The following is a 12,634-nucleotide window of genomic DNA, read 5'->3' as shown; positions in this document are numbered from 1 at the left end:
CCATGAGCTACGATTCAGCGAAAGCCGCCTTCGCCGACTGGGGTGTCGACACCGAGGCCGCATTGGAGCGTTTGAAAACCCTCCCGATCTCAATGCACTGTTGGCAGGGGGATGATGTCGTCGGATTTGAGGAAACATCTGGCGCGTCCGGCGGTGGCATACAGGCGACCGGAAACCATCCCGGCCGCGCCCGCACTCCGGATGAACTCCGCGCCGATCTGGACTTTGCCTATTCGATGATCCCCGGCAAGCACCGTCTGAACCTGCACGCGATGTATCTGGACACCGAGGCAACGCCCGATCGCGACGAAATCGAGTTTCAGCACTTCGCACCCTGGGTCGATTGGGCGAAGGATCAAGGGATCGGGCTGGACTTCAACCCAACCTTCTTCGCCCACCCCAAGGCCGACGACAATCTGACACTCAGCCATCCGGACCGGGGCATTCGCGACTTCTGGGTCGAACATGGACGCCGCTCGCGTGACATCGCGGCCAAGATGGGTGCGGCGCTGGATTCACCTTGTGTCAATAACATCTGGGTGCCCGACGGCTACAAGGACACACCCATCGACCGCATGTCGGCCCGCGCGAGGCTGGAGGCGTCGCTCGATGCCATGCTGGCAAATCCCCAAGACAAGGCGCAAATGCTGGACGCCGTCGAAAGCAAGCTCTTCGGGATTGGTGTCGAGGCCTGCACCGTGGGCAGCCATGAATTCTACATGGGCTATGCGATCCGCAAGGGCACACTTCTGTGCCTCGACATGGGCCACTTCCACCCAACTGAGAATATTGCAGACAAGCTCAGCTCGGTCGCCCTGTCGCTGGATGAAATCCTGCTACATGTCTCGCGCCCGATGCGGTGGGACAGCGATCATGTGATCCTGTTGAACGACGACATTCTGCAGATGGCACAGGAGCTTGTCAGCGCAGAGCTATTGGGCCGCACCCGCATCGGGCTGGACTTTTTCGATGCCACGATCAGCCGGACCGCGGCCTGGGTCATCGGCACGCGCAATATGCAAAAGGCCCTACTGCGCGCGTTGCTGCTCCCGCTCGAGCAGTTGAAATCGGCGGAGGACAATCTCGATTTCACGACACGTCTTGCCGTCACCGAAGAGATCAAGGACATGCCGTTCGGCGCGGTATGGGAGGAGTTCTCCGCGCGCGCGGGCGTGCCAAATGGTCAGGCGTTGATCAAGGAGCTCGACAGATACCAAAGCAGTGTCGCGGGTCGCAATTAGGGCTCCCGATACGCTCGACCTTGCGATGGAACAATGCCGCGTTGCCACCCCTAACGACGGCCCATGGCGATCAATCAACGGCGTCGCAAATGTGCTGTACCGGGTATTGGAATCGGGGCAATGGGCGGTCACTCCACCCGCATATCCTGAGCTCAGATCATGGCTCCTTTCCGGCGGCGCGGCGAAATCACCTTGGCAATATCTCCGGCACAGCGAGGTCATGTCAGCGGCCGTCAGATCTAGCCGCACCCAGCCCGTCTGCGCGGCGCATGCAGCCGCTCACGGGACGAGCCAGCGTGTTCCGACAAATGGTCAGGGCTTAGGCAGACGCAGACGATGTCTTCCGCTGCAACACGACGATCAGCGCACCCACTGTCACGAGAACGCTCCCGACGAGGCTGAGACCGCCTGGCTGAACCGCAAAGATGAGCCAGTCCGCCAAGAGAGCCCAGATCAGCCCGGTGTAGTCTAATGGTGCGAGCGTCGAGACAGGCGCGCGCGCCAGACTTTCTGCGAAAAGCACCAGGTTGAGCGCGCCGAAGACCCCAGCTGACAGCAAAATCCACAAGGCCTCTCCCTGAGGCCAGATCCAATCGCCAAAAAGAACACTCGCGGTGCTCACGACCGCCACGATCAGTGTGAAAGACAGCGCGGTTGAGATTGCCGTTTCTGTCGCCATCATCGCGCGGATGGTAATCTGTATGGTCGCCACAAGGACTGCGGCAGCGATCCCACAAACTGCGCCCCACATCGCGTGGGGCCCGAGGTCAGCGGAGACACCGAGAATGAACAGTGTTCCCACAAAGCCAAAACCGAGGCCGATCAGGGCCGCTTTGGACAAGGTCTCACCCAGCTGGACCGTGGCCAGAGGCACAGCGATCAGCGGCGCCAGAAACATGAGCGTTTGCGCCTGCGCCACCGGGAGACGCGCGAACGCAACATAGCTCAGAAGCATCGCCAGGCAGGCGAGCGCTCCACGAACCAGATGCGGCCTCCAGCGGTTGGGCCACAGACCGGCCTTCTGCGTGACCAACAGCCCGTAGATCAAGATCAACACACCGGAAATTGCGGCACGCATTGCCATGATCTGCCCGAGCGGCATCAAATCCGCGGCAGCATGCACGCAGGCAACGACGCCGACGGTGGCCGCCGCCCCACCAATCCTGAGCAGTTTTCCCAACTGTTCCTGTTGCACCCTGGACCTCTTGTATGCGTGCGCCGGGTTCTGATCGGCTTGGTGCGCCTCAGTCTTCCGCGAGTGGTATATCTCCCTGTCAGGCTGACTGCGATAGTCACTTTATCCCTCCTGGCGGCGAGACCGCATTTCGTCATCATTCCCACAGATGGCAAATCGTCCGCCTTGTCGCGCGCGAGTGTGGTGATCCATGGAAAAGCCCGGTAGCCGTCGCACAGCAGAGCCGCGGTGACGTAGGCACCACGGTCGTGGCGTCATCGCGATGGGTGGCCGGATACGCCCCCGACAAGCGTCCAGCCTGCAAATCTGCTTTCGGGATGGCAACGCATGGTGCTCGATGCGCAGGCCATCATGGTGCCGCACCCATAGCCACAGCCCCGTCTCGCGGGGAGATCTTCTCCGCGAAGAGAATAGGCCCGAGGAGCGCCAGAGTTTCGGGCGTGTGTCCAGCGTCGCTTCGGTGCCTGACAGCGACGGTATCGCCTGACCAGCCCAGGACGCCAACCGTTCCGATGGAACCGACACCGGCATGTGACTGCGCGTTTGTCCTCATCCCCTGAAGCTGCGCATTGAGACCGATACTAAAAAATGCTAATTCTGATTAATTTTAATAACCTCCAGGCATATGGTATGGAGCTTCGACATTTGCGATATTTCGTTGCCGTTGCCGATCATGGCGGGATCAGCCATGCCGCTGATCGACTGAATATCGCGCAGCCCGCCGTGTCGCGTCAGATCCGCGATCTGGAGACGGAGTTGGGCGTCAATCTGCTCGTGCGCGAGGGGCGTCGTGTGGTTCTGACAGAGGCCGGCCGGGCCTTCGCCGCCCGCGCGCGCGCCGTGTTGGCCGCCTCGGAGGACGCCGTTCAGGAGGCGCGCCGGATCGACAGGGGCGAGGCAGGCCACCTGCGTATCGGCCTACTGGAAAGCGCCTCCTGGGCGGGCCACCTGCCACGAGCGCTCAGCCGGTTTGCACGCGCGCACCCAAATGTCCGGATGGAGATCATCCCAATGGGATCGGTCCAGCAGATCGACGCGGTGATGGCGGGGGATCTGGATGCCGCCTTCGTGTACCGGCAGGACAATCTGGTGGCCGACGCGGTGCGCATCGTGCCGTTACGGGTTGATGATGTGATGCTCGCCGCATCTGTGGATCTGGAGTTTGACACAGATGAAGCCCTCTCGCTCGAGGATATCGATGGGCTGCCGCTGGTGGCCTTTCCCCGTGTCGTGGCCCCCGCCTACTACGACACGCTGTTCGCCGCGCTCGAGGGCATCGGCCTTGATCCTCTCATCGTGCAGGAGGCCGAGACCGAAACAACGATACTGAGCCTTGTGGCCGCAGGTGTCGGCTGTGCCTTTGTCAACTCGGCGAACATGTATCGCCCGCCACACCAAGTGCAGTTTCGCAAGGTTCAGGGCCTGTCGGTGCCCATCGAGTTCCTGTTTTTGACGGGCAAGCGGTCCGGTCCGCTGGCGCGGCGGCTGGAAGACATCGTCAGATCGATAGATACCGATTAGGCATCAAAAATATACCCAGTTGAAATTTTTATTTATGCTTTGACGACACCAGATATGTCCCATCACCAAAACGATGGAGACTTATCATGACCCGCACGATCACCGCTCCCATCATCGCAACGCTGCTGGCCACGGTGCCCCCGCTTCAGGCCGAGACCAGAGCCTTTTCCGGAACTCCGATCACCGCGGAAACCCTTGTGGATCAAGCGGAAATGGTGCGGATCGCCGACGCTCTCGATGCGGCCGTGGATGCCAAGGACTGGACGCTGGCCCGGTCTTTCTTCATCGAGACGATTGAGGTCGACTTCACCTCGCTGGTGGGCGGCGAGCCCGCGACGATTCCTGCGGATGCGCTGATCTCCGGCTGGTCCTCCAACCTGACCGAGGAGAAAACGTCCTTTCACCTGCGCGGCAATCACCGGGTGATCTTCGAGGAAGATGGCAGCGCCACGCTGCTCTCACATGGCTACGCCTGGAACCAGCTGCAACGCGGCGCCCTGCCCGAAAACGGCGGCGAAGCGCTTTGGGAGGTCTGGGGCACCTATCTTCACAGCTTTGTCGAGACCGGCGAAGGCTGGAAGATCGACGCCATGACCTTCACTGCAACGGCGGAGCGCGGCAATTCATTTGTGCGCGATACGCCGGGCAGCTGACACCGACCCCACATTTCGAACCTTGTTTGCAAAGGACATTCCATGACACATCGCATTGATCAAACCCGCCGTTCTCTTCTGACCGCAGGGGCCGCTGCCATGGTGCTCGGGGGCATGGCCACCAGCCGCGCCGCCGCCCAGTCTTCCACCTCAGCCGCTGGACAGGCGCACGCACCCGATCGGCGCATGCTGGGCGCTCTGGAGGTCTCGGCCATCGGCCTTGGCGTTCAGAACCATAGCCGCACCTTCCACACGACCATCCCCAACCGGACGGAAATGCACCGCATCATCCGGACGGCATTTGACGAGGGTGTGACCTTCTATGACACCGCAGAGGTGTACGGTCCGCACGAAAGCGAGCGGATCCTGGGCGAGGCCACTGGCGAGATCCGTGACCGCATCCAGATCGCAACCAAGTTCGGCTTCAACGTCGATCTGGAAACCGGCGTCTGGGCCCCGGGTCTGATCAGCCGCCCGTCGCACATCAAGCAGGCGGTGGAGGGGTCGCTGCAGCGTCTGCGCACGGACCGCATCGATCTGCTCTATCAGCACCGCGTCGATCCGGACGTGCCGATCGAGGACGTTGCAGGCGCCGTGCAGGAGCTGATGGATGAGGGCAAGGTGCTGCATTGGGGGCTGTCGGAGATGGGTCATGACACCCTGCGCCGGGCTCATGCCGCGCTGCCGGTCAGCGCTGTCCAGAACGAATACTCGATGCTCTGGCGCGGGCCGGAAAACGGACTGCTGGCGCTCTGTGCTGAACTTGGCATCGGTTTTGTGCCTTTCAGCCCGCTTGGCTACGGCTTCCTCACCGGAGCAATCGATATGGGCACGAGCTTTGCACCGGGCGATTTCCGGGCGAATACCAGCCGTATGGATGCGGAACACCGAGAAGCGAACATGGCGCTGGTGGAGTTGGTCAAGTCATGGGCCGCCCGCAAATCCGCAGCGCCCGGTCAGATCGCCTTGGCCTGGCTGATGGCCCAAAGCCCATCAGTCGTCCCGATCCCGGGCACAACTCAGATGCCGCATCTTCTGGAGAACGCCGGGGCAGTGAATGTGACCTTCACAGAAAGTGAACTGGCTGAGCTGACCACCGAAGTTGCCGCAATCGACGTGCAGGGAGCGCGGATGCCACCCATGGTTGCGGACTGGTCCGGGGTCGAAGCACCACAGCGCGGCTGAACAGGAAGATAGCAAAAGCCGGTCAGCGAATGACCGGCTTTTGATTGCGTCGCTCCAAGCAGACATGGATCGATCAGGCACCGAACGTTCAGCTGATGTGCCACTGCAACCGACCCGCGGGCGCCGTACCGACCGTTTCGTGCCAGCCCGGCAAATCGCGCCCTATATCGGAACGAAAATGACGCAAAGCCCAACGGCGCACAGCGCCAACGTCTTCAGCGCGGCGCGCATCGCGATCAGCCCATAGGATATCAGCCCCAGCCCCAAGGCCACGCGCAGAAAGGCAACCATGGACATGGCAGGATCGTCGGCCAGGCGGATCAAATCGGGGTTGGCGATCATACCAAGCGGGATCACATACAGGCCCACGCCAAGCGCCATCGCCGTGACCGCGACGCGCAGCCAGTTCTCGCGCACCATGCCCGAGGCGATGAACACCGCACCGCAGACCGGCGGCGTGATGGTCGACAAAAGGGCGTACCAGAAGACGAAGAGATGCGCCTGCAACGGCTCCAAGCCCAGCTGGATCAGCGCAGGCCCAGCAACCGAAACACAGATCACATAGGCGGCCGTCGTCGGCACCTCCATGCCAAGGATCAAACAGGCGAGCGCCGTGAGCAGGAGCGCGGGCCAGAGCATCCCACCAGCACCCGAGAGGATCAATGATGTGATCTTGACCCCGAGGCCGGTGATCGACAGCACCCCGATGATGATCGACGCGCAGAGGATGATGGAGGCGATCAGCGCCACCTGCCGTGCCGCCGTGAGCAGCGCCGCCTCCACCCGCGCCCATGTCGCGCCAAGATCCACGCGCAGCGTCCGGTCGAAGAGCAACAGCACTGCTCCCACACTAATGGCCAGACAGGCGGCATATTGCGGCGTGACCCCCAGCCCGAACATGCCCCAGAGCAGCACCGCGAAGGGGACGAGGAAGAAGGCGGAGGTGATGGCCACATCCTTCAGGCCAGGCTGGTCCTTGACCTCAATACCCTTGAGCTCCGTATGGCTGGCATAGGCATTGATGCCGACCCAGACCGCAAGAAAGTAGAGCAGCGCGGGCAAAGCCGCAGCAGCCATGATGCCCGTGTAGGGCACGCCGGTGAGCTCCACCATCACGAAGGCTCCGGCCCCCATCAGCGGTGGCATGATCTGGCCACCGGACGAGGCGACCGCCTCGACCGCGCCCGCCAGTCGTTTGGGATATCCCAGCTTGGTCATGGCCGGCAGCGTGACCGCACCCGTCGAGGCCACATTGGCCGAAGCAGAGCCGGAGATCGAACCGAAGAGCGCCGAGGAGATGACGGACACCTTCGCAGCGCCCCCCTTGAGGCGCCCGGCAGCGGCGGAGGCCACATTCATGAACCCTTGCCCCGCCTCGCCCGCATTGAGGACCGCTCCGAAGACCACAAAGATGGAAACAACGCCGACGGAGACCGCCGTGAGCGTCCCCCAGATGCCGCCCTCGGCGATTGTCATTGTGCCCAGAAAGCTCTTCAGCGGCGTGCCGGAATGGCCGAACTCGCCGGGAATGTTCTGACCCAAAAGCGCGTAGGCAAGCGCGAGCGCTGCCACTAGAGGCAAGGGCCATCCGATGGCGCGCCGGGCCGCCTCCAAGACGCAGGTGAGCAGCACGATGGCGACACCGATCTGGAAATTGGTCTCCAGAAACCCGTATTGATCTCCCAAAGCATCGTGGTTCCAGGCAACCCAAACGGAGGCCGCAACGCCAAGGCCCGCGAACAGGGTGCCGGAGAGACGCTGGCCACGGTCCCGGGCCGCGAATATGAAGATCCAGGGCAGGATCAGCGCCATGTGCAGGGGGCGTGATACGAGGTTGGGCACCAGGCCCCAGAAGATCAGACCAATATGATAGGCCACCAAAACAGCCGCCAGAAGCAACCAAACCGGTTTCCAACGGATGGGCAGGTCATCATCCAGCATCACGTGATCCCACAAAAAAGGCCGGGCAGCCTGGCCCGGCCCGTGCCGTTCGCTTGGAGCCTACATCTGCGCGTCGGTCAGCGCCATTCCGGCTTCCTCGTAATAGCGGATCGCACCGGGGTGGATCTTGCCTTCGATATTGCCCATCAGGCCCTCATCGACACCGTTCCACCAAGGTGCGGCCGCGCCCATGGCGGCTTTGCCCTCCCAGAACGTCTTTGTGAGCTGATAGGCGGTCTCGTCATCCATTTTCGTGGTGGTGTAGGCGACCACGGGCAGAGAGGTCGTGACGATGTCCTTCTCTTGTCCGGCATATGTGCCTGCGGGGATCACAAGGCGTGCGCGCTTGGTCTGGGCAATCTGATCCTCGCTCAACGACAGGACGTTTACACCCGTTGACGCCGCCGCCTCGATGACATTTGGCGCGGGGTAGGATCCAGCTGTCACAAAGGCATCAATCTGGCCGTTCTTCAGGGCCGGTACGGCGTTGGAGAGCTCGACTTCCGCAAGCGTCACCTTGCCGTCCAGACCGAAAAGCTGCAGATATTTCTCCCCTTCACGCGCCCCGAAGGAGCCTTTGCCCAGCAGGACCGTTTTGCCCTCGAGATCCGCGAAGCCGTTGATGTCAGCATCCGCGCGGGTGACAAAGTGCATCGTCAAGGACGGAATGGGAAACAGCGCGCGGATCTCGTCGAAGGCCGGGTCGCCCTTGCCTTCAAACATCGCCTTGCCGCCCTTTGCCAGCCGCACCAGCGCAGGAGGCGTCGTGAACACATAATCCCCACCCCGGGCCTTGACCTCCATCACGTTTTGAACGGAGCCCTGGCTTTCCTCGACGGTCACGATGATATCCGAGCCCGCCTTCATCGCTTCCGCGATCTGGACCCCCATCTGGTAGTAGGACGACGTGGATTTGGCGGATTTATAGGTTACGCGGGTCTCGGCACTGGCCGATGTGGCGGCAACAGCCAGCGCTATGGCGGCACCGGCGAGAAGTCGAATGGTCTTCATGTGTAACTCCCTGTGTTTCGGCTATTTTATGCCATTGGTGTGACTATGCCCGCGAAAGACCGGTGTGAAAAGCCGCTTCCTGTGCGATTGGGTGCCGCGAGGGTCCTGTTCCACTGCGCCATCCCTGTCATCGACGGGCGCATGTCTCCAGACAAGGACCTGATCAGTCTGGCGCAATCCGAGGTCCCGGAACAACATATCCCGGCCCAGCGACGCGCGGGCACGCTCAGCCCGGGCTGATCGGAGCCGTCGGTGATCCTTGAGTCGTTTTTGGCAGACCCGGTTATCGGCGCTTGGGTGTCGGTCGGCCCCAACGCCCGGTTGCGCGGCACCCAAAGTCGGCCATGAGCCCACATCACCCAAGCGGCGGCGCTCAGCTGTCGCTGTCGCCGGTCTGCGCCACCCAGTCGGCAATCCTATCCAACGCGCCCGGCGCATAGGCATAACGACCTTCCGCCAGAAACCTGATGACCGCAAATGCGGACCAGTCGCCGGTCAACTGCCAGTTATAGGCGGACGCCTTGAGAAGACCATGTGTGGCATCCGGCCAAACGACGATCTGCGTGGGCGCCTCCCTTTCGGACAAGATACCTCGGTAGATCGCCACGTCGCGTGCCGCATCGACGTTCAGATCCTTCTCGCCCCAAAGGGCAAGCAAGGGAAGATCGAGCCCGGCAAGCGCCTCCCGCGCATCCGCGTCCCGGTTCTGTCGGATAAATCGCCAGCGATCGGTCGACATGCCGTCCGGGACCGCATCTACCGAAGCGTTCGGGCCAAAGACACGCTGGTCCTCCGCGTCCTGCCCGGCAATCGCGCCTTCAATCTCCTCAGCGCTCGCACCGTCCATCGCAAGGCGTACCCGCGTGTAGTACGCCCCCTGCTCCTGCCACGAGACGGCAGCCCCCACCAACACAAGAAAGTCCGCGTCATCGCGCGTGAGAGACGGCAAGACCCAACCGGCCTGCGAAAAGCCCAGAGCGCCGACGGAAACTCCATCAAAGCGTTGGTTCAGACGCTGCAGAGCGGCCTGAACTTCGGCCGTGCGGTCCGCCATGGACTGATGCAGCCAGTTTCCATCCGACACCCCAACGCCGGGTTTGTCCCAGGAGGCCACTGCGATACGCCTGTCGAGCAATGCATTGATGATCGGGGCATATCCGCCTGCGGAGGTCCGATCCTGCGGCCCGTCCCCGTGAACGAGGGCAATGGCCGCAATCGGATCGTCCTCCGGAAGCCACAGGCTTCCCGAGATGGTCTGCCCGGAGGACTGGAAATCAAAGCCCTCATGTGTCCGGCGCTCCAGATCGTGGTCCGCCAAACGCCAAAGAACGGTACCCGCGACGGCGACCAGGACCAAAGCGGCCAGCAGAGTGAACCAAAGCTTCAATTGCATTCACCCCGGAACATGCCCATCTCAATCCTGACCTAGGGAGTTCTGTCGGTGAGCGCAATCCATCCAACCCATTCATTTTACATCGAGAATGGCGTGAGGCCCGAACACCGGACCAGTGCCGCCCTGGGATACTGGCGCGCCTTTGCGCGGAAACTGCGCTATCCGCTGGGTCCGGAGCGCAAGGCAGTGCGCTTCATCGAAAGCGTTCTGGATCCAAGTCATGCCATCAGCGCTGTTTCTGCAAGTGGCGATTTTCTCGGCGTGGCGGGCTTCAAGACGCCTCAGGGTGCACTTGTGGGCGGAGGCTTCCGCGATCTTGTGGCCACATACGGATGGGCCAGCGCTACCCTGCGCGGAGGCTTGATCCACACGTTGGAACGGGAGTGCGCGGACGGCACCTTGCTCATGGATGGTATCTTTGTCGACCCCGACGCACGGGGACAAGGGGTCGGCAAAGCGCTTCTGCAGGCGATCGAGGCCCATGCCGTGTCCCTGGGCCTTCGGAAGGTGCGGTTGGACGTCATCGACACCAACCCGCGCGCACGCGCACTCTATGAGCGGGAAGGCTTCTTGGAAAACGCCGTCACGCGCCTCGGTCCGCTGCGTGTCATTTTTGGCTTTTCCTCCGCAACCGAAATGACGAAATCGGTCATACGCTGACTGCGATCGAGGCGAACACGACAGCACCTCTTTGACCATCCGCATCCGGGGTCCATGCCGCCAGGACCCGTATCACGACATCACCCTCATCCCGCGCTGAGGAGATCCCCGCGCGTCGGTTTCTCGCGTTTCACGCAGCCAACCGTGCAAAGCGCCGTCCGGATCGTCGCACACCAACATCGCGTCGGCCCCTTTGCAAGTCAAAGCAAGCCTCGGGTTCCCTACTCCCACAATGGCTCGAGCGGGCGTCTGGTGGACCTGTCAGGGTTGACATCGCGGGACGGGACATCTGCTGCGTGGCACAAATCTCAGCCGTCGCAGTTGGAGAACAGATGGAGTGACAACAGTACAGGCCACCGCCTACCCCAAAGGTCAGAGCACCGCGGCGTTCAACAGCGCCAGCGCACCCGCCGGGACGGCGACCATGCCGATATAGCCTGCAATCACAAAATATCCGTCACGCGCAAAGAGCCCGAAGGCGAAGAGCCCCACCGTAGCCGCTGCAAGCGAAGTAACACCAGGCAACAGCTCCAGCGCGGGCCAGCCAAGCGGGATGACCGCACATTGCGCGAGGATCAGCAATCGCATCGGGCCGCGCGTCAGGTACTGCAAACGCGGGTGCGAGTTCCGGTCGATCCAGTCCGCGGGCCGGCGCAGCCACTTGACCGCCTGCTGCAGCCGGTGGCCCTTCACTTCCGCACGCATCATCCAGCGCGGCAGCCATAACCTGCGCCCCGCAAGCCCCTGCAACGACAGCATGATGATGACGGCGGCGCAAATGGTCGGAACACCCGGCACACCCGAAAGGGGCGAGACGAGCAGGAGCGCGACAACGAGGATCACCGGTGTGATCGTGCGGTCTCCGATCTCGGCGAGCACATCACGCAACTCGACCGTGTCGTCCTCCGCCGCGCGGTCCACCGCGTCGAGCAGGGTTGTCAGGGGCCAGTCCTCATAGGTCTGTCCCGTCATGGTCATCGCGTTCGTCACGCAGCAAAGCCTCCAGCCCGGTTCGATAATCGGGATATAGCAGTTGCACACCTAACTCCTCTTTGATGCGATCGTTCCGCACTTTCTTGCTTTCAGCGTAAAAACTCCGGGCCATGGGCGTCATCTCGGCGGTCTCGAAATCCACCGCGGGCGGCAGGGGCAGGCCCAGAAGCTCCGCTGCATAGGCGATCACATCCTGCGGCGGGGCGGGGTCGTCATCGCACAGGTTATAGATGGCCCCCGGGTTCGGCGCTGCCAGCGAGGCCTCCAGCACCTGCGCGATGTCCTCCACATGGATGCGCGAGAAGACCTGCCCCTGCTTGATGATCCGCCGCGCCGTGCCCTTGCGCACCTTGGCAAAGGGGCCACGCCCCGGTCCGTAAATGCCCGCGAGCCGGAAGATATGCAGCTTGAGATCGGGGATGGCCTGCCACGCGGCTTCCGACGCGACCCGCGCCTGCCCGCGCCGGGTTGATGGGGTGAGCGCGGTGCTCTCATCGACCCAACCGCCTGCGTGATCGCCGTAGACGCCGGTGGTCGACAGATACCCGACCCACTCGAACCGCGGGGCCGCGGCAGTGATCTCGTCGCGCAGGGCGTTCAAGACCGGGTCGCCCTCCGGGCCCGGACCTGCCGAGATCAGCAGCGCATCCGCCTGCTTCAGCGCATGCGAGATCTCCGCCCCCGGCCAGACCAGCGGCTCGGCCCCGCTCGCCGCCACCGCCTCCGCCTTCTCCGCGCTGCGGGTGGTGCCGATCACGCGCCAACCCTTGCGGAGAAGGCGCGGGGTGAGGGCCTTGGCGCTGAACCCATGGCCGAAGGACAGAAGGGTCTTGCTCATGCG

At 62.6% G+C, this 12,634-nt stretch carries 11 protein-coding genes; 5 read left to right on the top strand and 6 right to left on the bottom strand.

Annotated elements, in window-relative coordinates; translation table 11 throughout:
* The first annotated feature begins 2 nt into the window (after positions 1 to 2).
* Positions 3 to 1,241 carry an L-rhamnose isomerase gene (locus tag Q1A71_RS06155; protein ID WP_299673089.1) on the top strand — a complete coding sequence of 413 codons (1,239 nt, stop codon included), beginning with the start codon at positions 3 to 5 and terminating at the stop codon, positions 1,239 to 1,241.
* Positions 1,242 to 1,560: 319 nt separating this feature from the next.
* Here the strand turns inward: Q1A71_RS06155 and Q1A71_RS06150 are convergent, their stop codons facing one another.
* Complete coding sequence (locus Q1A71_RS06150; protein WP_299673087.1) at positions 1,561 to 2,436, bottom strand: DMT family transporter; 876 nt, start codon at positions 2,434 to 2,436, stop codon at positions 1,561 to 1,563.
* A 645-nt stretch (positions 2,437 to 3,081) separates the two neighbouring features.
* Here Q1A71_RS06150 and Q1A71_RS06145 point away from each other — a divergent pair.
* From Q1A71_RS06145 to Q1A71_RS06135, 3 genes are all read left to right on the top strand, one after another.
* Positions 3,082 to 3,957 carry a LysR family transcriptional regulator gene (locus Q1A71_RS06145; RefSeq protein WP_299673084.1) on the top strand — a complete coding sequence of 292 codons (876 nt, stop codon included), beginning with the start codon at positions 3,082 to 3,084 and terminating at the stop codon, positions 3,955 to 3,957.
* Between the two features lie 86 nt (positions 3,958 to 4,043).
* On the top strand, positions 4,044 to 4,610 hold the full coding sequence (locus Q1A71_RS06140) for a nuclear transport factor 2 family protein (RefSeq protein WP_299673081.1): 567 nt from the start codon (positions 4,044 to 4,046) through the stop codon (positions 4,608 to 4,610).
* 42 nt (positions 4,611 to 4,652) lie between these two features.
* Positions 4,653 to 5,795: an aldo/keto reductase gene (locus Q1A71_RS06135; RefSeq protein ID WP_299673078.1), complete on the top strand. Its 1,143-nt coding sequence runs from the start codon at positions 4,653 to 4,655 to the stop codon at positions 5,793 to 5,795.
* Between the two features lie 162 nt (positions 5,796 to 5,957).
* Here the strand turns inward: Q1A71_RS06135 and Q1A71_RS06130 are convergent, their stop codons facing one another.
* The 3 genes from Q1A71_RS06130 to Q1A71_RS06120 all read right to left on the bottom strand — a co-directional run bounded on the left by Q1A71_RS06130 (position 5,958) and on the right by Q1A71_RS06120 (position 10,140).
* Positions 5,958 to 7,736 (bottom strand): TRAP transporter fused permease subunit, encoded by a 1,779-nt coding sequence (locus Q1A71_RS06130; protein WP_299673075.1) that lies wholly within the window; start codon positions 7,734 to 7,736, stop codon positions 5,958 to 5,960.
* A gap of 60 nt (positions 7,737 to 7,796) precedes the next feature.
* Positions 7,797 to 8,747, bottom strand: a complete 951-nt coding sequence (locus Q1A71_RS06125) for a TAXI family TRAP transporter solute-binding subunit (protein WP_299673072.1) — start codon at positions 8,745 to 8,747, stop codon at positions 7,797 to 7,799.
* Positions 8,748 to 9,120: 373 nt separating this feature from the next.
* The gene (locus Q1A71_RS06120; RefSeq protein ID WP_299673069.1) at positions 9,121 to 10,140 is read right to left on the bottom strand and encodes an alpha/beta hydrolase; all 1,020 of its coding nucleotides are present in this window, start codon (positions 10,138 to 10,140) and stop codon (positions 9,121 to 9,123) included.
* 48 nt (positions 10,141 to 10,188) lie between these two features.
* Here Q1A71_RS06120 and Q1A71_RS06115 point away from each other — a divergent pair, with 48 nt between their 5' ends.
* Positions 10,189 to 10,800: a GNAT family N-acetyltransferase gene (locus Q1A71_RS06115; protein ID WP_299673066.1), complete on the top strand. Its 612-nt coding sequence runs from the start codon at positions 10,189 to 10,191 to the stop codon at positions 10,798 to 10,800.
* Positions 10,801 to 11,172: 372 nt separating this feature from the next.
* On the opposite strand, the gene Q1A71_RS06110 is transcribed toward Q1A71_RS06115, so the two are convergent.
* Both Q1A71_RS06110 and Q1A71_RS06105 read right to left on the bottom strand, forming a co-directional pair.
* Positions 11,173 to 11,772, bottom strand: a complete 600-nt coding sequence (locus Q1A71_RS06110) for an exopolysaccharide biosynthesis protein (protein ID WP_299673063.1) — start codon at positions 11,770 to 11,772, stop codon at positions 11,173 to 11,175.
* Positions 11,753 to 12,631, bottom strand: coding sequence for an SDR family oxidoreductase (locus Q1A71_RS06105; protein WP_299673060.1), 879 nt, complete (start codon positions 12,629 to 12,631; stop codon positions 11,753 to 11,755). Before Q1A71_RS06105 ends, Q1A71_RS06110 begins: the two co-directional genes overlap by 20 nt.
* Positions 12,632 to 12,634 lie beyond the last annotated feature (3 nt).

The sequence above is a fragment of the uncultured Roseobacter sp. genome (assembly GCF_947493125.1).
GTDB lineage: Bacteria > Pseudomonadota > Alphaproteobacteria > Rhodobacterales > Rhodobacteraceae > Roseobacter.
Note: the sequence above shows the minus strand (reverse complement) of the source record. Positions and strands in the feature narration are given on the sequence as shown.

What these genes read in the sequence shown, in the direction of transcription:
- Q1A71_RS06155 (WP_299673089.1), top strand. Translation starts at nt 3, where the DNA reads ATGAGCTACGATTCAGCGAAAGCCGCCTTCGCCGACTGGGGTGTCGAC.
- Q1A71_RS06140 (WP_299673081.1), top strand. Translation starts at nt 4,044, where the DNA reads ATGACCCGCACGATCACCGCTCCCATCATCGCAACGCTGCTGGCCACG.
- Q1A71_RS06135 (WP_299673078.1), top strand. Translation starts at nt 4,653, where the DNA reads ATGACACATCGCATTGATCAAACCCGCCGTTCTCTTCTGACCGCAGGG.
- Q1A71_RS06130 (WP_299673075.1), bottom strand. Translation starts at nt 7,736, where the DNA reads ATGCTGGATGATGACCTGCCCATCCGTTGGAAACCGGTTTGGTTGCTT.
- Q1A71_RS06125 (WP_299673072.1), bottom strand. Translation starts at nt 8,747, where the DNA reads ATGAAGACCATTCGACTTCTCGCCGGTGCCGCCATAGCGCTGGCTGTT.
- Q1A71_RS06120 (WP_299673069.1), bottom strand. Translation starts at nt 10,140, where the DNA reads ATGCAATTGAAGCTTTGGTTCACTCTGCTGGCCGCTTTGGTCCTGGTC.
- Q1A71_RS06110 (WP_299673063.1), bottom strand. Translation starts at nt 11,772, where the DNA reads ATGACGGGACAGACCTATGAGGACTGGCCCCTGACAACCCTGCTCGAC.
- Q1A71_RS06105 (WP_299673060.1), bottom strand. Translation starts at nt 12,631, where the DNA reads ATGAGCAAGACCCTTCTGTCCTTCGGCCATGGGTTCAGCGCCAAGGCC.